The 24,610-nt window shown below is 60.8% G+C and carries 26 protein-coding genes; 3 read left to right on the top strand and 23 right to left on the bottom strand.

What is annotated here, in order from left to right:
- Positions 1 to 13: 13 nt before the first annotated feature.
- The 9 genes from ccmI to ccmA form a co-directional block, all read right to left on the bottom strand.
- Positions 14 to 1,216 carry a c-type cytochrome biogenesis protein CcmI gene (ccmI, locus tag BMY54_RS25670; protein WP_093439839.1) on the bottom strand — a complete coding sequence of 401 codons (1,203 nt, stop codon included), beginning with the start codon at positions 1,214 to 1,216 and terminating at the stop codon, positions 14 to 16.
- Positions 1,213 to 1,683 (bottom strand): cytochrome c-type biogenesis protein, encoded by a 471-nt coding sequence (locus BMY54_RS25665; protein ID WP_093439835.1) that lies wholly within the window; start codon positions 1,681 to 1,683, stop codon positions 1,213 to 1,215. The genes ccmI and BMY54_RS25665 overlap by 4 nt, the downstream gene beginning before the upstream one ends.
- Positions 1,680 to 2,216 carry a DsbE family thiol:disulfide interchange protein gene (locus BMY54_RS25660; protein WP_093439831.1) on the bottom strand — a complete coding sequence of 179 codons (537 nt, stop codon included), beginning with the start codon at positions 2,214 to 2,216 and terminating at the stop codon, positions 1,680 to 1,682. The genes BMY54_RS25665 and BMY54_RS25660 overlap by 4 nt, the downstream gene beginning before the upstream one ends.
- Positions 2,213 to 4,201, bottom strand: a complete 1,989-nt coding sequence (locus BMY54_RS25655; RefSeq protein ID WP_093439827.1) for a heme lyase CcmF/NrfE family subunit — start codon at positions 4,199 to 4,201, stop codon at positions 2,213 to 2,215. Before BMY54_RS25655 ends, BMY54_RS25660 begins: the two co-directional genes overlap by 4 nt.
- Before the next feature lie 3 nt (positions 4,202 to 4,204).
- Positions 4,205 to 4,660 carry a cytochrome c maturation protein CcmE gene (ccmE, locus tag BMY54_RS25650; RefSeq protein WP_085699419.1) on the bottom strand — a complete coding sequence of 152 codons (456 nt, stop codon included), beginning with the start codon at positions 4,658 to 4,660 and terminating at the stop codon, positions 4,205 to 4,207.
- Positions 4,657 to 4,833 (bottom strand): heme exporter protein CcmD, encoded by a 177-nt coding sequence (gene ccmD / locus BMY54_RS25645; protein WP_093439819.1) that lies wholly within the window; start codon positions 4,831 to 4,833, stop codon positions 4,657 to 4,659. Before ccmD ends, ccmE begins: the two co-directional genes overlap by 4 nt.
- Positions 4,830 to 5,585 carry a heme ABC transporter permease gene (locus tag BMY54_RS25640; protein ID WP_016987487.1) on the bottom strand — a complete coding sequence of 252 codons (756 nt, stop codon included), beginning with the start codon at positions 5,583 to 5,585 and terminating at the stop codon, positions 4,830 to 4,832. Before BMY54_RS25640 ends, ccmD begins: the two co-directional genes overlap by 4 nt.
- Before the next feature lie 78 nt (positions 5,586 to 5,663).
- Positions 5,664 to 6,332 (bottom strand): heme exporter protein CcmB, encoded by a 669-nt coding sequence (gene ccmB / locus BMY54_RS25635; protein ID WP_007919970.1) that lies wholly within the window; start codon positions 6,330 to 6,332, stop codon positions 5,664 to 5,666.
- Positions 6,329 to 6,964: a cytochrome c biogenesis heme-transporting ATPase CcmA gene (ccmA, locus tag BMY54_RS25630; protein ID WP_093439814.1), complete on the bottom strand. Its 636-nt coding sequence runs from the start codon at positions 6,962 to 6,964 to the stop codon at positions 6,329 to 6,331. The genes ccmB and ccmA overlap by 4 nt, the downstream gene beginning before the upstream one ends.
- 197 nt (positions 6,965 to 7,161) lie before the next feature.
- Here ccmA and BMY54_RS25625 point away from each other — a divergent pair, with 197 nt between their 5' ends.
- Positions 7,162 to 8,736, top strand: a complete 1,575-nt coding sequence (locus tag BMY54_RS25625; RefSeq protein WP_093439809.1) for a flagellar hook-length control protein FliK — start codon at positions 7,162 to 7,164, stop codon at positions 8,734 to 8,736.
- Positions 8,733 to 9,062, top strand: a complete 330-nt coding sequence (locus tag BMY54_RS25620; RefSeq protein ID WP_016987484.1) for an EscU/YscU/HrcU family type III secretion system export apparatus switch protein — start codon at positions 8,733 to 8,735, stop codon at positions 9,060 to 9,062. Before BMY54_RS25625 ends, BMY54_RS25620 begins: the two co-directional genes overlap by 4 nt.
- Positions 9,063 to 9,174: 112 nt before the next feature.
- Here the strand turns inward: BMY54_RS25620 and BMY54_RS25615 are convergent, their stop codons facing one another.
- From BMY54_RS25615 to flhA, 14 genes are all read right to left on the bottom strand, one after another.
- Positions 9,175 to 9,567 (bottom strand): DUF2802 domain-containing protein, encoded by a 393-nt coding sequence (locus BMY54_RS25615; protein ID WP_093439804.1) that lies wholly within the window; start codon positions 9,565 to 9,567, stop codon positions 9,175 to 9,177.
- The gene (locus BMY54_RS25610) at positions 9,568 to 10,053 is read right to left on the bottom strand and encodes a chemotaxis protein CheW (protein WP_003222936.1); all 486 of its coding nucleotides are present in this window, start codon (positions 10,051 to 10,053) and stop codon (positions 9,568 to 9,570) included.
- Positions 10,054 to 10,143: 90 nt separating this feature from the next.
- Complete coding sequence (locus BMY54_RS25605; protein WP_093439800.1) at positions 10,144 to 11,103, bottom strand: CheW domain-containing protein; 960 nt, start codon at positions 11,101 to 11,103, stop codon at positions 10,144 to 10,146.
- Between the two features lie 2 nt (positions 11,104 to 11,105).
- Positions 11,106 to 11,894, bottom strand: a complete 789-nt coding sequence (locus BMY54_RS25600) for a ParA family protein (protein ID WP_008077691.1) — start codon at positions 11,892 to 11,894, stop codon at positions 11,106 to 11,108.
- A 43-nt stretch (positions 11,895 to 11,937) separates the two neighbouring features.
- Positions 11,938 to 12,828, bottom strand: coding sequence for a flagellar motor protein MotD (gene motD, locus BMY54_RS25595; RefSeq protein ID WP_093439795.1), 891 nt, complete (start codon positions 12,826 to 12,828; stop codon positions 11,938 to 11,940).
- 12 nt (positions 12,829 to 12,840) lie between these two features.
- The gene (locus tag BMY54_RS25590) at positions 12,841 to 13,581 is read right to left on the bottom strand and encodes a flagellar motor protein (protein WP_003222929.1); all 741 of its coding nucleotides are present in this window, start codon (positions 13,579 to 13,581) and stop codon (positions 12,841 to 12,843) included.
- Positions 13,581 to 14,729 carry a protein-glutamate methylesterase/protein-glutamine glutaminase gene (locus BMY54_RS25585; RefSeq protein WP_093439790.1) on the bottom strand — a complete coding sequence of 383 codons (1,149 nt, stop codon included), beginning with the start codon at positions 14,727 to 14,729 and terminating at the stop codon, positions 13,581 to 13,583. The genes BMY54_RS25590 and BMY54_RS25585 overlap by 1 nt, the downstream gene beginning before the upstream one ends.
- Before the next feature lie 49 nt (positions 14,730 to 14,778).
- Positions 14,779 to 17,046, bottom strand: coding sequence for a chemotaxis protein CheA (locus BMY54_RS25580; RefSeq protein ID WP_093439786.1), 2,268 nt, complete (start codon positions 17,044 to 17,046; stop codon positions 14,779 to 14,781).
- Positions 17,047 to 17,100: 54 nt separating this feature from the next.
- Positions 17,101 to 17,889, bottom strand: coding sequence for a protein phosphatase CheZ (locus BMY54_RS25575; RefSeq protein ID WP_007920000.1), 789 nt, complete (start codon positions 17,887 to 17,889; stop codon positions 17,101 to 17,103).
- Between the two features lie 18 nt (positions 17,890 to 17,907).
- Positions 17,908 to 18,279, bottom strand: coding sequence for a chemotaxis response regulator CheY (locus BMY54_RS25570; RefSeq protein WP_161986607.1), 372 nt, complete (start codon positions 18,277 to 18,279; stop codon positions 17,908 to 17,910).
- Between the two features lie 167 nt (positions 18,280 to 18,446).
- Positions 18,447 to 19,187 carry an RNA polymerase sigma factor FliA gene (gene fliA, locus BMY54_RS25565; protein WP_093439777.1) on the bottom strand — a complete coding sequence of 247 codons (741 nt, stop codon included), beginning with the start codon at positions 19,185 to 19,187 and terminating at the stop codon, positions 18,447 to 18,449.
- Positions 19,184 to 20,014 (bottom strand): flagellar synthesis regulator FleN, encoded by an 831-nt coding sequence (fleN, locus tag BMY54_RS25560; protein ID WP_003222917.1) that lies wholly within the window; start codon positions 20,012 to 20,014, stop codon positions 19,184 to 19,186. Before fleN ends, fliA begins: the two co-directional genes overlap by 4 nt.
- Before the next feature lie 116 nt (positions 20,015 to 20,130).
- A complete protein-coding gene (flhF, locus tag BMY54_RS25555; RefSeq protein ID WP_093439773.1) occupies positions 20,131 to 21,471 on the bottom strand; it encodes a flagellar biosynthesis GTPase FlhF in 1,341 nt (446 codons plus the stop codon).
- 11 nt (positions 21,472 to 21,482) lie between these two features.
- The gene (flhA, locus tag BMY54_RS25550; RefSeq protein ID WP_093439768.1) at positions 21,483 to 23,612 is read right to left on the bottom strand and encodes a flagellar biosynthesis protein FlhA; all 2,130 of its coding nucleotides are present in this window, start codon (positions 23,610 to 23,612) and stop codon (positions 21,483 to 21,485) included.
- A gap of 620 nt (positions 23,613 to 24,232) precedes the next feature.
- Here flhA and BMY54_RS25545 point away from each other — a divergent pair.
- Complete coding sequence (locus BMY54_RS25545) at positions 24,233 to 24,592, top strand: DUF6124 family protein (RefSeq protein ID WP_093439764.1); 360 nt, start codon at positions 24,233 to 24,235, stop codon at positions 24,590 to 24,592.
- The last annotated feature ends 18 nt before the right edge of the window (positions 24,593 to 24,610 follow it).

Here is a 24,610-nt window from a genome sequence, read left to right as displayed (position 1 = left end):
CTGTTGTGTCCGGCTATTGGTCCGGGCTGTCGATGGTCAGTTTTTGTAGCGCAGTGGTGCTGCTGGCCAGAGGGCCGCTGCGACCGACCCACTCGCCGGCAGTCGGTTGGCCGGCGCGGGAGATGCGCGCAACCAGTTGGACTTCAGGGAAGTTCGACAGTTTCAACTGCGGCATCATTGCGTCGGCATCGCCCAGTTCGACGGTCACCGGTAGATCGGCCACGGTTAGACGCTTGGCGGCCAGCGGTGCCGGCGGGCCGGAAGTCGCGCGGGCAAAGATGAACACACTGTCGCCCGGTTGTACTTTGCTTCGGAGTTCGCTGGAAAGATCGACGCTGACTTTCAACAGCGCGGCTTTCGCGGCTACGGGCGCCTGAGCAACCTTGCCACCGCTGGCTTCCAGACGTTCGGCGGCGCGTTTGATCCCGCCTTGCAGCGCCGCGCGGGAATTGTCTTCCGGCGGCAATTGCGCCAGCAAGCGGGTCCAGTAGTCGATGGCTTCCTGATAACGCTCGCCTTCGAAAGCGGCGATACCGAGCAGACCAAGGCTGGTGACTTCTTTCGGATCAGCCTTCAGCGCTTCGTCGGTCAGCGCCTGAATCTTCGCCGACCATTTCTTGCCATCCGCAAAATACTGCGCCTGCGCCCACTGGCCGAGCAGTTCCGGCTGACGACCGGCAAGGTTGGCGGCACGTTCAAACATCTTTGCCGCGTCCGCCGGACGCTCTTGCGCCATGTAGGTACGACCGAGGAAATACAGGCCTTCAGCGGAGTCCGGCTGCGCCGCGACGGCACGTTCCAGACGCTGGGTCATCTCTTCCATCGACTGCGGCGCCTGGGCGAATTCGCGGGTCAGTTCGACTTTGTCGGCAGCGCCGAAATGCAGATACAGACCCAGGCCCAACACCGGCACCAACACAGCCGCCAACAACGGCAACGGTTTACCCAGCTTCGACACACGCGGTGCGGCAACGCCTTCGGTATCCGCCAGCAACTCACGCGCCGCCTCGGCGCGGCCGCTGTCCATTTGTGCCGCGTCGAGTACACCTTCAGCCTGTTGCGACTGCAACTCGGCGACGCGCTCCTGATACAGCGCCACGTTCAGAGCAGTACGATCCTCTTCACGCTGGGCGCGACGCTCACGCAGCACCGGGATCAGCAGAAAACTCAGGGCGACCAGAAGCAACAGCCCTGCGGCAAGCCAGAAATCAATCATTCTTGGTTTTTATCCAACAGTTGATCGAGGCGCTGACGCTCTTCGGAGGACAGCGATTGCGGGGTGTCGGCGCGTTGTCCGCGACGACGGCGGACGATGACCGCGATCACCACGAAACCACCGAGCAGCAGACCGGCCGGGCCGAACCACAGCAGTGCGGTCTTGGCATTCAATGCCGGTTTGTAGCGGACGAAATCACCGTAGCGATCGACCATGAAGTCGATGATCTGCTGGTTGTCCTTGCCCTCGCCGAGCATGCGGAAAATCTCTTTGCGCAAGTCCGCGGCAATCGGCGCGTTGGAGTCGGCGATGTCCTGGTTCTGGCACTTGGGGCAGCGCAGTTCCTTGGTCAGTTCGCGGAAACGCTCGCGATCAGCTTCTTTGGCGAACTCGTATGTATCGATCGCGGCATGGGCGACGCCGGCCAGACTCAAGCCCAAAACCACGGCAGCCAGAAAGCGCTTCATGGCTTGGCCTCATCGACCAGCGCCTGATACTTGGCGGCGAGTTTTTCGCGCCAGACCTGCTCGTCGATCACGCCGACATATTTGTCGCGGATGATGCCCTTGGCGTCGATGAAGAAGGTTTCCGGTGCACCGTACACACCCAGATTGAGGCCCAGCGAGCCCTCTTCGTCGCGGATATCCAGCGCATACGGATTGTGGAATTCGGCCAGCCACTTCAAGGCATCGGCGTTGGTGTCCTTGTAGTTGATGCCGTAGATCACCACACCGCGCTCGGCGAGTTTGTTCAGCACCGGATGCTCGACCCGGCAGGAAATGCACCAGGTGCCCCAGACATTGACCAGCGCCGGTTTGCCGAGAATGTCAGCCTTGGTCAGGGTCTTGTCGCCCTGCACCGCCGGCAACGAAAACTCCGGGAACGGCTTGTTGATCATCGCCGACGGCAGCTCCGCCGGATCAAGGTACAGACCGCGATAAAGAAATACCGCCACCAGCAGGAAAATCGCCAGTGGCACCAGCATCAACCAACGTCTCATGCAGCCGCTCCCGTCATGCCCAGTGCTTCACGCACCTTGGCTTTCACCTTGACCCGATAACGTCGATCCAGCGCCGCCAGCAAACCACCCAAACCTGTGAGCAAGCCGCCGAACCAGATCCAGCGTACAAACGGTTTGACGTGCACGCGCACCGCCCATGCGCCGTTGTCCAGCGGCTCGCCGAGGGCAACGTAGAGGTCGCGAGTGAAACCAGCGTCGATCCCGGCTTCGGTCATCATCGAACTCTGCACGGTATACAGGCGTTTTTCCGGGTGCAGCACGCTGACTTCCTTGCCGTCGCGGATCACCCGAATGGTGCCTTTGTCAGAGGTGAAGTTCGGCCCTTCGAAGTGCTTGGCGCCTTCAAAGATGAAGTGATAACCGGCTAGGTCCATCGACTCGCCCGGCGCCAGACGCAGATCGCGCTCGGCACTGTTCTGGCTCGACAACACCACGCCCAGCGCGCACACGGCGATGCCCAGGTGCGCGATCTGCATGCCCCAATAGCTGCGAGTCAGCGTCGGCAGACCTTTGATCAAACCTTTGTGGCGAGTCTTGTCGACAATGTCGCGCGCACCGGCGAGCAACACCCACGCGGCGAGCAGGAAGGTCGCGATCACTGCCCAGTTGAAATCGCCGTAAGCGACACCAGCCACCACGGCCAGCGCGACGCTGCCGAGCAATACCGGGGTCAGCATGCCGGCCAGCCATTTCACCGGCGTGTCTTTCCAGCGCACGATCACGCCGATCGCCATTACCACCATCAGCAATCCCATCAATGGGATGAACAGCGCGTTGAAGTACGGCGGGCCAACCGACATCTTGGCGCCGCTCAGGGCATCGAGAATCAGCGGGTACAGCGTGCCGAGCAGGATCATCGACGCGGCGACGACCAGCACCAGGTTGTTGCCCAGCAGCAGGGTTTCCCGCGACCACAGGTTGAACCCGACCTGACTCTTCACCACTGGTGCGCGCAGGGCGAACAGCGTCAGCGAGCCGCCGACCACAAACAGCAGGAAGATCAGGATGAACACGCCGCGCTCCGGGTCAGAGGCAAACGCATGCACCGAGGTCAGCACGCCGGAACGCACGAGGAACGTGCCAAGCAGGCTCAGCGAGAACGCGGCAATCGCCAGCAACACCGTCCAGCTCTTGAACACGCCACGTTTTTCCGTGACCGCCAGCGAGTGAATCAGCGCGGTGCCAACCAGCCAAGGCATGAAGGATGCGTTTTCCACCGGGTCCCAGAACCACCAGCCGCCCCAGCCGAGTTCGTAATACGCCCACCACGAACCGAGGGTGATGCCGATGCCGAGGAAGGCCCAGGCGACGATGGTCCACGGACGCGACCAACGCGCCCACGCCGCATCAAGGCGACCGCCCATCAACGCGGCGATGGCGAAGGCGAACGCCACCGAAAAGCCGACGTAGCCCATGTACAACATTGGCGGGTGAACGATCAGGCCGATGTCTTGCAACAACGGATTCAAGTCGGCGCCATTGCTGGGCATTTGCGGCAGGATGCGTTTGAACGGGTTGGACGTGAGGATCAGAAACAGCAGGAAACCGGTGCTGATCATGCCCATCACCGCCAGTACACGAGCGAGCATGACTTGCGGCAACTGCCGCGAGAACACCGACACCGCGAAGGTCCAGCCGCCGAGGATCAACGCCCACAACAGCAACGAACCTTCGTGGGCGCCCCACACGGCGCTGAATTTGTAATACCACGGCAACGCGGTATTGGAGTTGTTTGCCACGTAGGCGACGGAGAAGTCATCGGTCATGAACGCGTAGGTCAGAATGCCGAACGCGAACAGCAGAAAGGCAAACTGCCCCCACGCCGCCGGCTGGGCCAGGCTCATCCAGAAACGGTCGCCGCGCCAGGCACCGACCAATGGCACCACGGCCTGCACCAGCGCAAAACACAGGGCCAGAATCATCGCCAGATGGCCGAGCTCAGGAATAAAAATTGCCGAGGTCATCGATCAACCCTCCTTCGCAGGCGTTGGTGCCGATTGACCACTGTCTTTCAAGGCTTTGGTCACTTCCGGCGGCATGTACTTCTCGTCGTGCTTGGCCAGCACTTCATCGGCCACCACCACGCCGTCGGCGTTGAGCTTGCCGAGGGCGACGATGCCCTGCCCTTCGCGGAACAGATCCGGGAGGATGCCGCGATAGGTGATGGTCACGGATTTGTTGAAGTCGGTGACGACGAATTTGACGTCGAGCGAATCCGGCGAGCGTTGCAGCGAACCCTTCTCGACCATGCCGCCAGCGCGGATGCGGGTGTCTTGCGGTGCTTCGCCGTTGGCAATCTGGGTCGGCGTGTAGAACAGATTGATGTTCTGCTGCAGGGCGCTGAGCGCCAGGCCGACGGCAGCGCCGACCCCGACCAGAATGGCCAGAATGATGATCAGACGTTTCTTGCGCAGCGGATTCACTTGCCGTTCTCCCGGCGCAGACGACGCGCCTCTTGTTGCAGATAGCGCTTGCGGGCCGCGATCGGCACCACCACGTTGAGGATCAGCACCGCCAGACAGATGCCGTAGGCCGACCAGACATACAGGCCATGATGGCCCATAGCGAGGAAGTCGCCGAATGAAGCAAAACTCATCGAGCGGCCTCCAGACTGTGCTGCACTTCTTCTTTCACCCAACTGGCACGGGCCTCACGCTTGAGCACTTCAAGACGCATGCGCAGCAGCAGCACGGCGCCGAAGAAGCAGTAGAAACCCAGCACCGTCAGCAGCAGTGGCAGCCACATTTCGGCAGGCATCGCCGGTTTTTCAGTCAGGGTGAAGGTCGCGCCCTGGTGCAGGGTGTTCCACCACTCCACCGAGTATTTGATGATCGGGATGTTGATCACGCCGACGATGGCCAGCACCGCGCAGGCCTTGGCGGCGCTGTCGCGGTTGCTGATGGCATTGCCCAGCGCGATCACGCCGAAATACAGGAACAGCAGAATCAGCATCGAGGTCAGGCGCGCATCCCAGACCCACCACGAGCCCCACGTCGGTTTGCCCCAGATCGCCCCGGTGACCAGCGCCACGGCGGTCATCCACGCGCCGATCGGTGCGGCGCATTGCAGGGCGACGTCGGCCAGTTTCATCTTCCACACCAGCCCGACCACGCCGCACACCGCCAGCATTACGTAGATCGACTGAGCGAGCATCGCCGCAGGTACGTGGATATAGATGATGCGAAAGCTGTTGCCTTGCTGATAATCCGGCGGCGCGAAAGCCAGGCCCCAAACGACGCCGACGCCAATCAACAGCAACGCTGCAATGCTCAGCCATGGCAAGAACTTGCTGCTGATGCCGTAGAACCACTTGGGCGAGCCGAGCTTGTGAAACCAGGTCCAGTTCATACTGTTTCCATCACGGGTGCCGCTCATCGGTGTGAGCAGTCTCAGGGTCTTTGCTGGTTAAATTTTAACCAGACCTCATTATTCGCCGACGCTGATCTTCAGGCCAGCAGCTATTGCAAACGGTGTCAGGGTGATCGCCAGGGCGGTCAGGCTACCCAGCCACAGCAGATACCCGGTCGCCGGCATGCCTTGGAGGGCTGCCTGCAAAGCGCCACTGCCGAGGATCAACACCGGGATGTACAACGGCAGAATCAGCAGCGCCAGCAACAGGCCGCCACGCTTCAAACCGACCGTCAGTGCCGCGCCCACCGCGCCGAGCAAGCTCAGCACTGGTGTTCCCAGCAACAACGAAAGCAGCAAAACCGGCAGACAGGCGGCAGGCAAACCGAGCATCAACGCCAGCAGCGGTGAGAGCAGAACCAGCGCCAGACCGGAGAAAAGCCAGTGTGCCAGCACCTTGGCCAAGACCAGAAGTGGCAACGGGTGCGACGAAAGGACCCACTGTTCCAGCGAGCCGTCTTCGAAATCACTGCGGAACAGCCCGTCCAGCGAGAGCAGGACCGACAACAGCGCCGCCACCCAGACTAACCCGGGGGACAGGTTTTGCAACACTTGAGTTTCCGGGCCGACGGCCAGCGGGAACAACGCGATGACGATGGCGAAGAAAATCAGCGGATTGGCCAGTTCCGCCGGGCGGCGAAACAGCAGTCGGGATTCACGGGCAACCAGCAGGCCAAACACACTCATACTGCCCAGTTCCCCAGATCGATATCGCGATAACCGGCCGGCATCCGGCTCAGCGTATGGTGCGTGGTCAACACCACCAGACCACCGCGTTCGCAGTGCCCGGCCAGATGCTCTTCGAGCTGCGCCACGCCCTGCTTGTCCAGTGCGGTAAACGGCTCATCGAGAATCCACAGCGGCGGGCTGTCCAGAAACAAACGAGCCAACGCCACGCGGCGTTGCTGACCGGCGGACAGACTGTGGCAGGGAACATCTTCGAAACCGCGCAATCCTACGGCTGCCAAGGCTTGCCAGATGGCCTCGCGTTCGGCGGGATGATGCAGGGCGCAGAGCCAGGAGAGGTTTTCTTCAGGGGTCAGCAAATCCTTGATCCCGGCGGCGTGGCCGATCCACAGCAGATTGCGTGCGAGTTCGCTGCGTTGTTCGGTCAGCGGCTGGCCATTGAGCAGGACGTGCCCGGCGGTCGGCTGCATCAGCCCTGAAAGCAGACGCAACAGGCTGGTCTTGCCGCTGCCGTTGGGACCGCTGATCTGCACCATATCGCCACTGGCGAGTCTCAATTCGAGATTTTCGAAGAGCAGCCGCAGATCACGTTCACACGCGAGGGCAACGGTTTGCAGGACAGGACTGGTCAAGGGATCACGGGCCTTATACGGTTCAAGTCGGCTCTGGCGCGGCCGTTAAAGAGATGCAGCATAGATGCATTGACGGCTCGATCTAGAGAGCTGGGTCAAACAATTGCTATGTTTTTTATTCGAAGCGCAAGACGGGCGGCATTATACATGTCGTGCCTTACTCTCAAGAGTGCATTTTCCTCAGGTTGTGTCCGCGTATGACAGGCGAAATAAACATCCTCCCGCTCCCGCCCACCACCCCGGCGACCGTTCGCCCGCAGGTCGGTGAGCTGCTCAAGCTGCTGACCCCGGTCGAAGGCCTGATCGGCGCCGGGCAAAGCGCCAAGGCCGAGGTGTTATCGCTCAAGCAGGCGGATCAGACTTTTCAGCTATTGCTCAAGGTGACCGTCGACGGCGGACGCCAGACCACCGTGCAAGCGACCAGCAATCTGCCGCTACCCCAAGGCACCAGTCTGGCGATCACTCAGCCCTCGGCGGGCAATCTGGCGATTACTGTGCAACAAGCCATTGCCAGCAGCGTCGCCGCCCTCACCCGCATCGACACCGCACAATTGCCGGTCGGAACCCTGCTGCAAGGCAAGGTGCTGACCTCGCAGGCGCTGCCGCAGACGCCGGGGCAGGCAGCGGTGTTCCGCTCCTTGGTCAGTTTGCTCAACACCGCGCAGAGCGGCAGCACACTGACCATCGACAGCCCGCAGCCGCTGCGCATCGGCACTTTGCTGTCGGCGTTGGTCGAAGACGCACAAACCCTGAAATTCCTGCCAATGAGCAGCCGTCAGGAACAACTGGCCGTGAGTCAGCAACTGCTCGGCCAGCAAAGTCGTCAGGCGTCGCTGAGCGGGTTGTTGAACGCGCTGCAAAACCTGCCACCCGCCACCGACCAAACCTCTGCGGATCTACGCGCGGTGGTCGACAAGCTCCTTGCCAGCCTCCCGGACGTGCAACAACTGAGCACCGCCAAAGGCGTGGCCCTTGCCCTGGCCAACAGCGGCGTGTTCCTCGAAGGCAAGCTGCTGACCGGGCAGAACCCGACGCTGGCACCGGACATGAAAGCCGATCTGCTCAAGCTGATCGCACAACTGACCCCGGGTTTGCCGAGCAGCACCAGTTTCAACGCAATCATCGCCGCCAACACCCTGGCGCAAGCGCTGCCGAGTTTCGTGCGTAATGCGCTCGGCATGCTCGGTCAGGTCAGCGCGAAACCGGTGCCAAGCAGCTTCCCACTGCCCGAGCGTTTGCTGCAAAGCCTGGACGGCGAAGGCGATCTGGAACAGTTGTTGCGCCTCGCTGCTGCCGCTGTTTCACGCCTGCAAAGCCATCAGCTGTCGAGCCTGGAGCAGACCGGCGTCACCGACGATGGGCGCCTGCTCAGCACCTGGCAGCTGGAAATTCCCATGCGCAATCTGCAGGACATCGTGCCGTTGCAGGTCAAGTTTCAGCGTGAAGAAGCACCGGAGCGAGAACCGCAAGCGAACGAGCGCCGCGATGAGCGCGAGCCCAAGCAACAACTGTGGCGCGTCGATCTGGCGTTCGACATGGAACCGCTCGGGCCGATGCAAATTCAGGCGCAGTTGATCGCCGGCAGCCTGTCCAGCCAACTGTGGGCCGAACGGCCGTACACCGCCGAACTCATCGAAAACAACCTGTTTGCCCTGCGCCAGCGCCTGCTCGATCGCGGGCTGAACGTCGGCGACATCGACTGCCACCATGGCACCCCGCCGCAAGGCAACCAAACCCGTCTTGAACATCGCTGGGTCGACGAAACCGCATGAACGATTCCACTGCCCCACGCCAGGCCATCGCCCTCAAATACGACGGCAACCACGCGCCAACCCTCACCGCCAAAGGTGATGACGAACTGGCCGAAGAAATCCTGCGCATTGCTCGCGACTGTGAAGTGCCGATTTACGAGAACGCTGAACTGGTGCGGTTGTTGGCGCGAATGGAGCTGGGCGACAGCATTCCCGAAGAGTTGTACCGCACCATCGCCGAGATCATCGCGTTTGCGTGGAATCTGAAGGGCAAATTCCCCGAGGGGCAGGACCCGAATGCGCCGATGGTCGAGAAAGACGTCACCGATCGCGGGGATGATTACTGAGACTTCGAAGACGCCTTCGCGAGCAAGCTCGCTCCCACATTGGTTCGGCGTACACCGATCTAATGTGGGAGCGAGCTTGCTCGCGAATAGGCAATCAGCTTGAGCGCAAAAATCAGTTTTTGTGAAGTTTGCGCATCAACTCCGCCTCAGCCTGGGTCAACCCGCAGGACTGAGTCAGTTCATCGACGCTTGCGCCCATGCCCACCAGTTTCGCCGCTTGGGCGAATGACAGGCTCGACGGGTCGCGTTGTTCAAGCGCGACAATCTTGTCCGGCAACGGATTCACCACCGCGCGCAACTCGTGCAGGGCGTCGCCCATGCGCACGTTGCCGTTCTGGTAGTCGTCGACACGCTTGGCCAGGTCTTTGATGCGCTGGTCACGCAACGCATCGCCCTGAGCCTGTTGCGCAGCGATCACCCGCTGCGCCTTGATGTACGACACAAACATTGCCAGTGTGCCAGCCCAGAAGAGGAACAGGACAATGACCGCAACCTCGAGAATCAATCAGATGCTCTCCAGTTCCGACCATTCTTCTTCGCTCATCATCTTGTCCAGCTCGACCAGGATCAGCAACTCGTTGTTCTTGTTGCACACGCCCTGGATGAACTTGGCCGACTCTTCGTTGCCAACGTTCGGCGCCGTCTCGATTTCCGACTGACGCAGATAAACCACTTCGGCCACGCTGTCGACCATGATGCCGACGACTTGCTTGTCGGCTTCGATGATGACGATACGGGTGTTGTCGCTGATCTCGCCGCTGTTCAGGCCGAAGCGCTGACGGGTGTCGATCACGGTGACCACGTTACCGCGCAGGTTGATGATGCCCAGCACGTAGCTTGGCGCGCCCGGCACCGGAGCGATCTCGGTGTAGCGCAGCACTTCCTGAACGCGCATCACGTTGATGCCGTAAGTCTCGTTGTCCAGTTTGAAGGTCACCCATTGCAGGATCGGATCTTCAGAACCTTTTGCATTCGTCGCCTGACTACTCATACCCTGACCCCTCGAAAAAACCGCTCTGAGCGGTGTGTGTTCTGTGTGGCGGCATTCAACAATGCCGTCGCCTGATTGTTATGTCGGCTGCTATGTCGGTTTATGTAGCGGCTTGTGGCCGCCGAGGTGCTTTGCCCCACCGCTGGCGATCAACTCGGCCAGTGCGGAAACGTCAAGCAATGCACACATGTGCTCAATCACGGTGCCGGCGAGCCATGGCCGCTGACCCCGGTGACTTCTCCATTTGATTTCATTCGGGTCCAGACGCAACGAGCGGCTGACCTGATGCACCGCCAGCCCCCACTCGTAACCTTGTACCGAAATCACGTACTGCAGGCCCTGACGGAAGTCATCGCGGTAGCGATCCGGCATGACCCAGCGCGCGGTGTCCAACACTTTCAGGTTGCCGGCCTGGCTCGGCAAAATCCCGAGGAACCATTCCGGCTGACCGAACAGCGGCGTCAGCTCGTGGCCGGCCAGCGAGTAGATCGAGCCGAGGCACACCAGCGGCACGGCCAGCGTCAGGCCGGCAACGTCGAACAGCAGGCATTCGAACGCTTCCGAGGCCCAGGCCGGGCGACCATCGGTTTCCACCGGTGGCGGCGTATTGCTCGGCGGCAGATGTACCTCCACCAGCGGCGGGACCAGCGTCTGTTCGACGGGCGCGGGTGCAACCGGAGCTGGGGCCGGTTCGACCACTGCCGGTTCCGGCGCGGTTTTCAGCAATTGGGTTTGCAGCAACGGCGCCAGTGTCGAGACCGGTGCGCGAACCGGCTCGGCTTCTTCAATCAATGCAACCGGTGCCTTGGCGACCGGTGCGGCGGCAGGCGCGACAACCGGCGCAGCAGGCCTGGTCGCTTTCTGTGCGTCACGCGCCTGCTCTTCCAGCACTGCGGCCTGGAATTCGTCCAGCGTTTCGGTGCTTTCGACGACTTCAGGCTGCGCCTCAATGACCGGCGGCAGCTCCTCAGGAATTTCCAGCAGCAAATTATCCAGATAAGACTGCAACGCCAATTGCGGACGCGATGTGAGTTTGACCGGGCGATTCATGCTCACGCCACCTGCGGAACAAGTTGTTGCGCCAACAGATGCTTGAGCAGTGCGCGATACGCCAGCACGCCACGGCTCTTGCCGTCGAATTGCGAAGGCGTGACACCGGCCCGGCTGGCGTCGCGCAGACGGGTATCGACCGGAATGTAACCCTGCCAGATCTCGTCGGGGAATTTGTCGCGCAGCACGCGCAAGGTATGCATCGAGGCCTGGGTACGGCGGTCGAACAGGGTCGGCACGATGCTGAACGGCAGCGCCTGTTTGCGCGAGCGGTTGATCATCGCCAAGGTGTTGACCATGCGCTCCAGACCTTTGACGGCCAGATGTTCGGTCTGCACCGGAATCACCAGTTGCTGGCTCGCCGCGAGGGCGTTGACCATCAGCACGCCGAGCAACGGCGGGCTGTCGATCACCGCGTAATCAAAATCCTGCCACAGTTGCGCCAGACTCTTGGCGATCACCAGACCGAGACCACTCTGCCCTGGCGACTGACGCTCCAGGGTGGCGAGTGCAGTGCTCGATGGCAGCAGGGAAATGCGTTCGTCGCTGGTCGACAACAGCAACTGCCCCGGCAGGCCTTGCGGCACGCTGCCCTTGTGCAGAAACAGGTCGTAATTGCTGTGTTCCAGGCTGTCGGGGTCATAGCCGAAATAGCTGGTCATCGAGCCGTGCGGGTCGAGATCGACCACAACCACGCGCTTGCCCGCCTCCGCCAGCAATCCGGCTAAAGCGATGGAAGATGTGGTTTTACCGACACCACCCTTTTGATTGGCGACTGCCCAGACTCTCATTCGGTTCGTTCCTCCCGGCCGATATGCTCGACCGAGACATAGCTCAGCGTGTTAATGCGGGTGACGGAGAATTGACGGCACTCTCGCGTCCCGGCGTCTTGACCGGGGTCGGTGCAGTTTGTGTGCCAGCACGCTTCAACGCAGCATCCGGTTGCGCATGGGCGGTTCCAGTGCCGGTCAGGCTGCGGCGTACATCGAGGTTTCGCGACACCACCAGCACGACGCGACGGTTCTTCGCGCGGCCTTCAGCGGTGGCGTTGTTGGCCACCGGCTGGAACTCACCGTAACCCACTGATGCCAGGCGACCAGGGTTGACACCCTGCATTGCCAGCATGCGCACGATGCTCGCCGAACGCGCCGAGGACAGCTCCCAGTTGGTCGGGTACTGCGCGGTGCGGATCGGTTGATCGTCAGTGAAACCCTCGACATGGATCGGGTTATCGAACGGTTTCAGAATCGCTGCAACCTTGTCGATGATGTTGAAGGCGATGTCACTCGGCATGGCGTCGCCGCTGCCGAACAACAGGCTGGAGTTGAGTTCGATCTCGACCCACAACTCGTTGCCGCGCACGGTCATCTGATTCGAGCTGATCAAATCGCCGAACGCGGCGCTGATGTCATCGGCGATGCTTTTCAGCGGATCGCTGGCACCGGCAATACCGGCGTCAACCTGCTCGGCGTCCTTGACCAGCGGCTTGGCCGGGGTCACGGTCTTCGGTCGTTCATCGCCAATCGGGATCGGTTTGAGCGAGCGGTCGGAGTCGGTAAAGACGCCGATCAGCGCTTCGGAAATGACTTTGTACTTGCCTTCGTTGATCGACGAAATCGAGTACATGACCACGAAGAACGCAAACAGCAGCGTGATGAAGTCAGCGTAGGAAACCAGCCAGCGTTCGTGGTTTACATGCTCTTCCTGGTGGCGACGACGTGCCATGAGGTTATTCCCTTAATCCATGAAGCCTTGCAGCTTCAACTCAATGGAGCGAGGGTTTTCACCTTCGGCGATCGACAAGATCCCTTCCAGCAACATTTCGCGATAACGCGACTGCCGCAACGCGATTGACTTCAGCTTGGCCGCCACTGGCAGCAACACCAGGTTGGCACTGGCCACGCCGTAAATGGTTGCGACGAACGCCACGGCAATGCCGCTGCCCAGTTGTGTTGGATCAGCCAAGTTGCCCATCACGTGGATCAGGCCCATCACCGCACCGATGATGCCGATGGTTGGCGCGTAGCCGCCCATGCTTTCAAAGACTTTCGCCGCTTCGATGTCGCGGGCTTCCTGGGTGTAGAAGTCCACTTCGAGGATGCTGCGGATCGCTTCCGGCTCGGCGCCATCGACCAGCAGTTGCAGGCCTTTGCGCGAGTAGTTGTCAGGTTCGGCATCGGCCACGCCTTCCAGGCCCAGCAGGCCTTCCTTGCGCGCGGTGAGGCTCCAGTTGACGACGCGATCGATGCCACCGGCCAGATCGACCCGTGGCGGAAACAGAATCCAGGCAAGGATCTGCATGGCGCGTTTGAACGCGCTCATCGGCGATTGCAGCAGTGCGGCACCGATGGTGCCGCCCAGTACGATCAATGCCGCCGGGCCGTTGGCCAGCGCACCGAGGTGACCACCTTCAAGGTAGTTACCACCGATGATGGCGACGAACGCCATGATGATCCCGATAAGGCTTAAAACATCCATCAGAGACACGCCTCGACAATGTGCTTGCCGATGTCGTCGAGGCTGTACACCGCGTCGGCGAGGTCGGCTTTAACGATGGCCATCGGCATGCCGTAGATCACGCAGCTTGCCTCATCCTGTGCCCACACCGCGCTGCCGCCCTGCTTGAGCAGACGCGCGCCTTCACGGCCGTCGGCGCCCATGCCGGTCAACACCACCGCCAGAACTTTGTCACCGTAGGATTTCGCCGCCGAACCAAAGGTGATGTCCACACACGGCTTGTAGTTCAGACGCTCGTCGCCCGGGAGGATTTTCACCGCGCCACGGCCGTCGATCATCATTTGCTTGCCACCCGGTGCCAGCAACGCCAGGCCCGGACGCAGGATGTCGCCATCCTCGGCTTCCTTGACGCTGATGCGGCAGAGCTTGTCGAGACGTTCGGCGAAGGCCTTGGTGAACGCTGCCGGCATGTGCTGGATCAGCACGATCGGTGCCGGGAAATTCGCCGGCAACTGAGTCAGCACGCGTTGCAGCGCAACCGGGCCGCCAGTCGAGGTCCCGATGGCAACCAGTTTGTAGGCCTTGCGTTTCGGTGCAGGCGACGAAGCGCTGGCGGCCGGGGCGCGAGTCGGTGCCGGCGCTGGAGCCGGACGAGCCGGCGCGCTGGTGCTGTGACTGCTGCTGTGGCTGCTGAAGCTCGATGCTGCCGGAGCAGGCGTCGGCGCTGGTGCAGCAACCGGCGCAGGCGCGCTGTAGGCACTGAAACGACGATTACTGCGCGAGATGCTATGCACCTTCTCGCACAGCAGTTGCTTGACCTTCTCCGGATTGCGCGAGATGTCTTCGAAATTCTTCGGCAGGAAATCCACCGCGCCGGCGTCCAGCGCATCCAGGGTGACCCGGGCGCCTTCGTGCGTCAGCGAGGAGAACATCAACACCGGGGTCGGGCAGCGCTGCATGATGTGCCGCACCGCCGTGATGCCGTCCATCATCGGCATCTCGTAGTCCATGGTGATCACGTCCGGCTTGAGCGCCAGCGCCTGATCAATCGCCTCTTTACCGTTGGTTGCAGTGCCGACCACCTGAATGCTCGGATCCGCAGAAAGAATTTCCGAGACGCGGCGGCGGAAAAAACCCGAATCGTCCACCACCAGGACTTTGACTGCCATAAACACTCCATTAGGTGCAGCGGGACGTTGTCGCCCCGCCGCCCCGGATTCAAATACGCCGTGCGGCGTAACGCTTGAGCATGCTTGGAACATCGAGAATCAGCGCGATGCGGCCGTCACCGGTAATGGTGGCGCCGGACATGCCCGGAGTGCCCTGGAGCATTTTGCCCAATGGCTTGATGACCACTTCTTCCTGACCGACCAACTGATCGACGACGAAGCCGATCCGCTGGGTGCCCACCGAAAGGATCACCACGTGGCCTTCACGCTGCTCTTCGTGAGCGGCGGAGCTGACCAGCCAGCGCTTGAGGTAGAACAACGGCAGCGCCTTGTCCCGCACGATCACCACTTCCTGACCGTCGACAACGTTGGTGGTCGACAGGTCGAGGTGGAAGATTTCGTTGACGTTGACCAGCGGGAACGCAAACGCCTGATTGCCGAGCATGACCATCAGGGTTGGCATGATCGCGAGGGTCAGCGGCACCTTGATGACGATCTTCGAGCCCTGGCCCTTGGTCGAGTAAATGTTGATCGAACCGTTGAGCTGGGAAATCTTGGTCTTCACCACGTCCATGCCGACACCGCGGCCGGACACGTCGGAGATCTCGGTCTTGGTCGAGAAACCCGGGGCGAAAATCAGGTTGTAGCACTCGGTATCGCTCAGGCGATCGGCTGCGTCCTTGTCCATCACACCGCGTTTTACCGCAATGGCGCGCAGGACGTTCGGGTCCATGCCTTTGCCGTCATCGGAAATCGACAACAGGATGTGGTCGCCTTCCTGCTCGGCGGCCAGAACAACACGACCGCCACGGGCCTTGCCCGATGCCTCGCGCTCTTCCGGCGACTCGATGCCGTGGTCGACCGCGTTGCGCACCAAGTGGACCAGCGGGTCGGCCAGGGCCTCGACAAGGTTTTTGTCGAGGTCGGTTTCTTCGCCCACCAGTTCCAGGTTGATCTCTTTCTTGAGCTGACGCGCGAGGTCACGAACCAGACGCGGGAAGCGCCCGAAGACCTTCTTGATCGGCTGCATCCGCGTCTTCATCACCGCGGTCTGCAAGTCAGCCGTGACCACGTCGAGGTTCGACACGGCCTTGGACATGGCTTCGTCGCCGCTGTTGAGGCCCAGGCGCACCAGACGGTTACGCACCAGCACCAGCTCGCCGACCATGTTCATGATTTCGTCGAGACGCGCGGTATCAACCCGTACCGTGGTTTCCGCTTCGCTCGCCGGTTTTTCTGGCGGCGGTGCGGCGGCAGCACGGGCCGGAGCCGGTGCAGCAGCAGCCGGTTTCGGCGCTTCGGCTTTCGGCTCAGGCTTGGCGGCAGGCTTGGGCGCTGCAGCAGCGGCCGGTGCCTTGGCAGCCGGCGTGGCGACGGTCGAAGCACTGCCAGCAGCAGCGGTGCCGACTTCGGAGAACTTGCCTTTGCCGTGCAGTTCGTCGAGCAGCGATTCGAACTCGTGATCGCTGATCAGATCGCTGCCGGCAGCGGCGGCCGCTGGAGCAGCCGGCGCAGGTGCCGAAGCAATCGCCGACTCCAGCGCATCCACGGCAAAGTTGCCCTTGCCATGCAACTGATCGAGCAGGGCTTCGAATTCGTCGTCGGTGATGTCGGAGCTGTCGCCCTTGGCCGGTGCCGCAGGAGCTGCTGCAACTGGCGCAACCGCGTCCACCGCGAACTGGCCCTTGCCGTGCAACTGATCGAGCAAAGACTCGAACTCGGCATCGGTGATTTCATCGCTCGCGGCTTCAGCGGCCGTTTGCGCAGGGGCAGCAGCAGCCGGGGCTTCAGCTTCAGCCTTGACGGCGTTCAGCGAGTCCAGCAGTTGTTCAAATTCGTTATCGGTGATGTCGCCCGACGCGTCGCCTTCGACGACCTGGTCTTCGATCATCTCGGCCACCGGCGATGCCGGGGCGGCGTCCGCCGATTGCGGTTCGGCCAGACGCGCCAGGGCGGCCAGCAGTTCCGGGGTGGCGGCGGTGATCGGAGCACGCTCACGGACTTCGCTGAACATGCTGTTCACCGCGTCCAGTGCTTCGAGGACAACGTCCATCAGTTCTGCATCAACGCGACGCTCACCCTTGCGCAGGATGTCGAACACGTTTTCGGCGATGTGACAGCACTCCACCAGCTCATTGAGCTGAAGGAAGCCGGCGCCCCCTTTTACAGTGTGGAAACCGCGAAAAATTGCGTTGAGCAGATCTGCGTCATCCGGGCGGCTTTCCAGCTCGACCAGTTGTTCGGACAGTTGCTCAAGAATCTCGCCGGCCTCAACCAGGAAATCCTGAAGGATCTCTTCATCGGCGCCGAAGCTCATTAATGGGGTGCTCCTACAGGTCTAAAAACCCAAAAAACCTAAAATTCCACAACTCTAGAATCCGAGGCTGGATAACAAATCGTCCACATCGTCCTGACCGGACACAACGTCTTCTCGTTTATCGGCATGAATCTGCGGACCTTCACCCTGCGAGAGATGTTTTTGTGGATCTTTTTCTGCAAGCATCGCGGCGCGGTCATGTTCGATGCCCGCAAAGCGGTCGACCTGACTGGCCATGAGCACGAGTTTGAGCAAATTGCTTTCGACTTCGGTGACCAGTTGGGTCACACGCTTGATCACCTGACCGGTCAGGTCCTGGTAATCCTGGGCCAGCAGGATGTCGTTGAGATTGCTCGACACCGCACGGTTGTCCGTGCTGCTGCGTGACAGAAAACCGTCGACCCGGCGCGCCAGCTCGCGGAACTCTTCAGCCCCGACCTCGCGACGCATGAAGCGACCCCAATCGGCGCTCAAGGTCTGCGCTTCATCAGCCAGACTGTTGACCACCGGCGTGGCGCTTTCCACCAGATCCATGGTGCGGTTGGCCGCGGCTTCTGTCAGCTTGACCACATAGCCCAGGCGTTCGGTGGCGTCGGTGATTTGCGACACTTCCTCGGCCTGCGGCATGTTCGGATCGATCTGGAAGTTGACGATCGCACTGTGCAGTTCACGTGTGAGCTTGCCGACTTCCTGGTACAGGCCACGGTCACGGGTCTGATTGAGCTCATGGATCAGTTGCACAGCGTCGCCGAACCTGCCTTTTTCAAGGCTTTCGACCAGTTCGACCGCGTGTTTTTTCAGGGTCGACTCGAAATCGCCCTGTGAAGATTCGTTATGCTCCATAGCTCCCCCGCGCGTTCATCAGCCGATGCGTTCGAAAATCTTCTCGATTTTGTCTTTCAACGCCTGAGCCGTGAAAGGTTTGACTACGTAGCCGTTTACACCAGCCTGAGCGGCTTCAATGATCTGCTCGCGCTTGGCTTCTGCAGTCACCATCAGCACTGGCAAGTGCTTGAGCTTTTCATCGGCACGCACGTGACGCAGCAGGTCGATACCGGTCATGCCCGGCATGTTCCAGTCCGTTACCAGAAAGTCGATGCTTCCGCTGTTGAGCACTGGAATGGCAGTCACGCCATCATCCGCCTCGACAGTGTTGGTGAACCCCAGATCACGCAGCAGGTTCTTGATGATCCGCCGCATCGTTGAGAAGTCATCAACGATGAGGATTTTCATGTTCTTGTCCAATTCGACCTCCAAGCAGTCTTAAACGCGCCCAGCACCTGGACGCGCCATTTCAATCATTCCGGCGTAGCACTCGAAGACTGTCTGGAGCACAACAGAGCAAGACCGGTGCCGTTCATCACCGCACCAGCCTCGTTCGCAGTGTCCCCACACTGCCTTCAGCGCGCTCGCCACTCCCCCAAACGCCCCCGCAAACGGGCCGCGCACTGGCTGTGTAACTGGCTGACCCGCGATTCACTGACGCCAAGGACTTCACCGATCTCCTTGAGGTTCAGCTCTTCGTCGTAGTACAGCGCCAACACCAGTCGCTCACGCTCCGGCAAATTGGCAATCGCGTCCGCCAACGCTGCCTGGAAACGTTCATCTTCCAGATCGCGTGACGGCTCCATATGAGCACTCGCGCCATCCTCGTGCAGCCCTTCGTGTTCGCCGTCCTGCAACAGGTCGTCGAAACTGAACAGGCGACTGCCCAAGGTGTCATTCAAAATCCCGTAGTAATCGTCGAGACTCAATTGGAGTTCGGCCGCAACCTCGTGATCTTTAGCATCACGGCCGGTTTTAGCTTCAATTGAGCGAATCGCGTCGCTGACCATACGGGTATTGCGGTGAACCGAGCGTGGCGCCCAGTCCCCTTTGCGCACTTCGTCGAGCATCGCGCCGCGGATTCGTATGCCCGCGTACGTTTCGAAACTGGCGCCTTTGCTGGCGTCGTATTTGGTCGAGACTTCAAGCAGGCCGATCATCCCGGCCTGGATCAGGTCTTCGACCTGCACACTCGCCGGCAAGCGCGCCAGCAAGTGGTAGGCAATGCGTTTGACCAGTGGCGCGTAACGCTCGATCAGCTCGTACTGCGCGTCACGTGCCGACTTCTTGTAGTAGTTCATACCGCTTGCGGTCATAGCACGGGCCCTGCCGTTTGCTGCACGAGGCGCTCGACGAAAAACTCAAGGTGGCCACGCGGGTTGGCGGGCAGCGGCCAGGTGTCGACCTTCTGCGCGATCGCCTTGAACGCCAGCGCGCACTTGGAACGCGGAAAGGCTTCGTACACCGCGCGCTGCTTCTGCACCGCTTTACGCACGCTTTCGTCGTAAGGCACGGCGCCGACGTATTGTAGGGCCACGTCAAGGAAGCGATCCGTGACCTTGGTCAACTTGGCGAACAGGTTGCGCCCTTCCTGCGGGCTCTGCGCCATGTTGGCGAGGACGCGGAAGCGGTTCATGCCGTAATCGCGGTTGAGCAATTTGATCAGCGCGTAGGCGTCAGTGATCGAGGTCGGCTCATCGCAGACCACCAGCAACACTTCTTGCGCGGCGCGAACAAAACTGACTACCGAGTCACCAATACCCGCAGCGGTATCGATCACCAGTACATCGAGATTGTCACCGATGTCGCTGAACGCCTGAATCAGGCCGGCATGTTGCGCCGGGCTCAGGTGCACCATGCTCTGGGTGCCGGACGCCGCCGGCACGATGCGAATGCCACCGGGGCCTTGCAACAGCACGTCGCGCAGCTCGCACCGGCCTTCGATGACGTCGGCCAGCGTGCGTTTAGGGGTCAGCCCCAACAATACGTCAACGTTCGCCAGACCCAGGTCGGCGTCCAGCAGCATGACCCGACGGCCAAGCTCTGCCAGCGCCAGCGACAAGTTCACTGACACGTTAGTCTTGCCGACGCCACCTTTGCCGCCGGTCACCGCGATCACCTGTACGGGATGCATGCTGCCCATGTTATTTCTTTACCTTGTCTTGCATAGACGGAGGCCACATTACTGGCTGCGCGTTCACAACCGGAACAATGCATGGCAGACCATCGATGTAGGTACAAAAACTGTTCATGAATACCTCAGCCTACCTGCTTGGTCGGGCTGTGATAGATATCAGCGAACATGTCAGCCATGGCTTCTTCGCTGGGTTCTTCCTGCATTTGCACGCTGACGGCGCGGCTGACCAGTTGATGACGGCGCGGCAGATGCAAATCATCCGGAATCCGTGGGCCATCGGTCAGGTACGCGACCGGCAATTCATGACTGATCGCCAGGCTCAACACTTCGCCAAGGCTGGCCGTTTCATCCAGTTTAGTCAGGATGCAGCCGGCAAGCCCGCAACGCTTGTAACTGTGATAAGCGGCGGTTAGAACCTGTTTCTGGCTGGTGGTTGCCAAGACCAGATAATTTTTTGAACGAATGCCACGCCCGGCCAGACTTTCGAGCTGCATGCGCAGGGCCGGATCGCTGGCTTGCAGGCCGGCAGTATCGATCAATACCACGCGTTTGCGCAGCAGTGGATCCAGCGCTTGCACCAGCGATTGGCCCGGATCGACGTGGGTCACTGGCACATTGAGAATGCGGCCCAGCGTCTTCAGTTGTTCCTGAGCGCCGATACGGAAACTGTCCATGCTCACCAGCGCGACATTCTGCGCGCCGTATTTCAGCACATAACGCGCGGCAAGCTTGGCGAGTGTAGTGGTCTTGCCCATGCCGGCAGGGCCGACCATGGCAATGATACCGCCCTCTTCCAGTGGCTCGACTTCCGGTACGGCAATCATCCGGGCCAGATGCGCGAGCAGCATGCGCCAGGCCTGACGCGGTTCTTCGATATCAGTGATCATCGCCAGCAGATCGCGCGACAACGGGCCGGACAGGCCGATACGTTGCAGACGGCGATACAGGTTGGCTTGCGCCGGACGGCTGCCTTGCAGCTGATTCCAGGCCAGGGTGCCGAGCTGAACTTCCATCAGCTCGCGCAGGCTGTTCAATTCAAAGCGCATCGAATCCAGTGCACGCGGATCGATACCACCGGAGGACTGCGCAGGTGCCGGGGCCGGACGCGCCGGAGCGGCGTAAGTCGGCTCGGTCAGCGGTTCAGCGGCGGTCAGCGGCAGGCCGGCGGTCAATGGCAGCCCGGCGAAAATCTGGCGATTGCTATTGCCATCGGCTTCGCCACGCAGGCTCAACTCGGCCTGAGCGGTGACGATGCGCGACTGGGTCTTGCGCAGTTCGTCCTCGAGCTCCATGTTCGGAACCCGTGGCGCCAGCGCCGACAATTTGTAATCCAGTGCCGCCGTCAACTCGACACCGCCGGCAATGCGGCGGTTGCCAATGATGGCAGCATCAGCGCCCAGCTCATCACGAACCAGCTTCATGGCCTGACGCATATCGGCGGCAAAGAAACGCTTAACTTGCATAAACCACTACCTCAGCCGTTGGGCCCTACTGTCGCAACGATGGTCACTTGCTTGTTGTCCGGTATTTCCTGGTAGGCCAGCACATGCAGTCCTGGGACGGCGAGGCGGCCAAAGCGCGAGAGCATCGCGCGGATCGGGCCGGCGACCAAAAGGATCACCGGCTGACCTTGCATTTCCTGACGCTGCGCCGCTTCGATGAGCGAACGCTGCAGCTTCTCGGCCATGCTTGGCTCCAGCAGAACGCCCTCTTCCGAGCCTTGTCCTGCCTTCTGCAGACTATTGAGCAATATTTGTTCCAACCTTGGTTCCAAGGTGATCACAGGCAGCTCGGACTCAGTACCTACAATGCTTTGGACGATGGCGCGGGATACGCCGACCCGCACAGCAGCCACCAGCGCGGCGGTATCTTGACTCTTCGCGGCGTTGTTGGCGATGGCTTCGGCAATGCTGCGGATATCGCGCACCGGCACGTGTTCGGCGAGCAGCGCTTGCAGCACTTTGAGCAGCTGCGACAACGTGACCACACCCGGCACCAGCTCTTCAGCCAGTTTCGGCGAGCTTTTGGCCAGCAATTGCATGAGTTGCTGCACTTCTTCGTGGCCGATCAGCTCGCTGGAGTGCTTGTACAGAATCTGGTTCAAGTGGGTCGCGACCACGGTGCTGGCGTCGACCACGGTGTAACCGAGCGATTGTGCCTGGGCGCGCTGGCTGATTTCGATCCACACCGCCTCGAGGCCGAAAGCCGGATCTTTGGCGTTGATACCGTTGAGCGTGCCGTAAACCTGGCCCGGGTTGATCGCCAGTTCGCGATCTGGATAGATCTCGGCTTCGGCGAGAATCACGCCCATCAGGGTCAGGCGATAGGCGCTTGGCGCCAGGTCGAGGTTGTCGCGAATGTGCACGGTCGGCATGAGGAAGCCCAGATCCTGCGAGAGCTTCTTGCGCACGCCCTTGATCCGCGCCAGCAATTGCCCGCCCTGATTACGATCCACCAGCGGAATCAGGCGATAGCCGACTTCCAGGCCGATCATGTCGATCGGCGTCACGTCGTCCCAGCCCAGCTCTTTGGTTTCCATGGCGCGGGCCGGCGACGGCAGCAAATCCTGCTGGCGCTTGACCTCTTCCAACGCCACGACTTTAGCGACGTTCTGCTTTTTCCAGAACAGGTACGCGCCGCCAGCGGCCAGCGCAGCCATGCTCAGGAACGAGAAATGCGGCATGCCCGGCACCAGGCCCATGACCGCCATCAGACCGGCGGCCACCGCCAGCGCTTTGGGCGAGGCGAACATCTGGCGATTGATCTGTTTGCCCATGTCTTCCGAACCGGAAGCACGGGTCACCATGATCGCCGCCGCTGTTGATAACAACAGTGATGGCAATTGCGCCACCAAACCGTCACCGATGGTCAGCAAGGCGTAAACCTTGCCGGCATCGCCGAAGCTCATGTTGTGCTGGAAGATACCGACGGCCATACCGCCGATGAGGTTGATGAACAGAATCAGCAGGCCGGCAATGGCGTCACCACGGACGAATTTGCTGGCACCGTCCATCGAACCGTAGAACTCGGCCTCTTGGGCGACTTCCTGACGGCGCATCTTGGCCTGGTTCTGGTCGATCAGACCGGCGTTGAGGTCGGCGTCGATCGCCATTTGTTTGCCGGGCATCGCATCGAGAGTAAAGCGCGCGCTCACCTCGGAAATCCGCCCGGCACCCTTGGTCACCACGACAAAGTTGATGATCATCAGGATCGCGAAGACCACGATACCGACCACGTAGTTACCGCCGATCACCACCTCACCGAAGGCCTGAATCACCTTACCGGCAGCGGCGTGGCCGTCCTGACCGTGGAGCATCACCACCCGCGTCGAGGCCACGTTCAACGCCAGCCGCAACAGCGTCGCGACCAGCAGAATCGTCGGGAACACGGCGAAATCCAGCGGTCGCAGCGCATACACGCAGACCAGCAGGACGACGATCGACAGGGCAATGTTGAAGGTGAAGAACACGTCGAGCAGGAACGGCGGCACCGGCAACATCATCATCGCCAGCATGACCAGCAACAACAACGGCACGCCCAGATTGCCTCGACTGAGGTCGGCAACGTTTGTGCGAGCAGTGTTGAATAACTGAGAGCGATCCACCGGTTTTCCCCGTTCCTTTAAAGCAAACTTTTGACGCCCAGAGCGGGCTCACGGCGGGTACTGCAAGAAGCTTTCCAACTTTTGCGGTTGATTGAAAAACACGGCCAGTGTAGGAGTGAGCCTGCTCGCGATAGCGGTTTGTCTGGTTCGAATTCATCGACTGAAAAAAAACCATCGCGAGCAGGCTCACTCCTACAGGGGACCGAATTCCAAATATTGGAGTGGAATGCAATCCAAATGTGGGAGCGAGCCTGCTCGCGAAGAGGCCAGTGAAGTCAGCGTAAATCGCCCTTTAAACTCCAGCGCTTAAAAGACACCTGCAGACACGGTCTCAAGGCTACAAATCCTTGCGCCATTGCCTACAGCCAAGCCAGAATCCGCCGGCTTGTGCGCCTTGGGGTCGGGTTCTATTGTGGTCCGGTCGCTGACGAATCAGCGATCGGGTCTCGCAGCCCGTCGATCTCTGGACGCACAACACCCGCTTTTTTATGGCGGCTGTACGTGGGAGACCTTCGGGTCTGCCGGTTCTAGAGTCCCGGTCTGCGACCCGCGTATAGCTGCCACCCTCATTCGTCTCGCAGCGAACGTTGGCAGCTCCAATGACTCTAGGGAGCTTCACAATGACCAAACCAACACCCAACCCACCCGAAACAGACCTCGCTTCCCCCTACGAATCCCTCGATTCAAAAAAGCTCAACGACGCCGCCGAACACGCGCTCGATCATTACCTCTGCCCACCCGGCTCCACCCCGCCGCCCCGTAAAACCCGCCGGATGTACGCCGTCACCGCAGACTTCAAAAACGAGGAACTGCTCGCCGATGCCAGCGAAACCCTCGCCTCAGCCAGAACCATCGCCCATGACTTCGCCCACCTGATACCCGCGTCGCAGCGCAGGACGCTGCTGGGGATCGCGCAACTGATCATGCTCGGCGAGCTGGCGGTGAATCGGGTGATGGATAATCTGGAGTTGCCGCAGTAGCGACACGCGATGATCGTT

This window comes from Pseudomonas sp. ok266 (genome assembly GCF_900110195.1).
Lineage (GTDB): Bacteria > Pseudomonadota > Gammaproteobacteria > Pseudomonadales > Pseudomonadaceae > Aquipseudomonas > Aquipseudomonas neuropathica.
The sequence above is the reverse complement of the archived record's forward strand: the minus strand, read 5'-3'. Positions and strand labels throughout refer to the sequence as shown.

Coding starts and splice junctions, on each gene's coding strand:
- ccmI (WP_093439839.1), bottom strand. CDS start 1,216: ATGATTGATTTCTGGCTTGCCGCAGGGCTGTTGCTTCTGGTCGCCCTG.
- BMY54_RS25665 (WP_093439835.1), bottom strand. CDS start 1,683: ATGAAGCGCTTTCTGGCTGCCGTGGTTTTGGGCTTGAGTCTGGCCGGC.
- BMY54_RS25660 (WP_093439831.1), bottom strand. CDS start 2,216: ATGAGACGTTGGTTGATGCTGGTGCCACTGGCGATTTTCCTGCTGGTG.
- BMY54_RS25655 (WP_093439827.1), bottom strand. CDS start 4,201: ATGACCTCGGCAATTTTTATTCCTGAGCTCGGCCATCTGGCGATGATT.
- ccmD (WP_093439819.1), bottom strand. CDS start 4,833: ATGAGTTTTGCTTCATTCGGCGACTTCCTCGCTATGGGCCATCATGGC.
- BMY54_RS25640 (WP_016987487.1), bottom strand. CDS start 5,585: ATGAACTGGACCTGGTTTCACAAGCTCGGCTCGCCCAAGTGGTTCTAC.
- ccmB (WP_007919970.1), bottom strand. CDS start 6,332: ATGAGTGTGTTTGGCCTGCTGGTTGCCCGTGAATCCCGACTGCTGTTT.
- BMY54_RS25625 (WP_093439809.1), top strand. CDS start 7,162: ATGACAGGCGAAATAAACATCCTCCCGCTCCCGCCCACCACCCCGGCG.
- BMY54_RS25620 (WP_016987484.1), top strand. CDS start 8,733: ATGAACGATTCCACTGCCCCACGCCAGGCCATCGCCCTCAAATACGAC.
- BMY54_RS25610 (WP_003222936.1), bottom strand. CDS start 10,053: ATGAGTAGTCAGGCGACGAATGCAAAAGGTTCTGAAGATCCGATCCTG.
- BMY54_RS25605 (WP_093439800.1), bottom strand. CDS start 11,103: ATGAATCGCCCGGTCAAACTCACATCGCGTCCGCAATTGGCGTTGCAG.
- BMY54_RS25600 (WP_008077691.1), bottom strand. CDS start 11,894: ATGAGAGTCTGGGCAGTCGCCAATCAAAAGGGTGGTGTCGGTAAAACC.
- motD (WP_093439795.1), bottom strand. CDS start 12,828: ATGGCACGTCGTCGCCACCAGGAAGAGCATGTAAACCACGAACGCTGG.
- BMY54_RS25590 (WP_003222929.1), bottom strand. CDS start 13,581: ATGGATGTTTTAAGCCTTATCGGGATCATCATGGCGTTCGTCGCCATC.
- BMY54_RS25585 (WP_093439790.1), bottom strand. CDS start 14,729: ATGGCAGTCAAAGTCCTGGTGGTGGACGATTCGGGTTTTTTCCGCCGC.
- BMY54_RS25580 (WP_093439786.1), bottom strand. CDS start 17,046: ATGAGCTTCGGCGCCGATGAAGAGATCCTTCAGGATTTCCTGGTTGAG.
- BMY54_RS25575 (WP_007920000.1), bottom strand. CDS start 17,889: ATGGAGCATAACGAATCTTCACAGGGCGATTTCGAGTCGACCCTGAAA.
- BMY54_RS25570 (WP_161986607.1), bottom strand. CDS start 18,279: ATGAAAATCCTCATCGTTGATGACTTCTCAACGATGCGGCGGATCATC.
- fliA (WP_093439777.1), bottom strand. CDS start 19,187: ATGACCGCAAGCGGTATGAACTACTACAAGAAGTCGGCACGTGACGCG.
- fleN (WP_003222917.1), bottom strand. CDS start 20,014: ATGGGCAGCATGCATCCCGTACAGGTGATCGCGGTGACCGGCGGCAAA.
- flhF (WP_093439773.1), bottom strand. CDS start 21,471: ATGCAAGTTAAGCGTTTCTTTGCCGCCGATATGCGTCAGGCCATGAAG.
- BMY54_RS25545 (WP_093439764.1), top strand. CDS start 24,233: ATGACCAAACCAACACCCAACCCACCCGAAACAGACCTCGCTTCCCCC.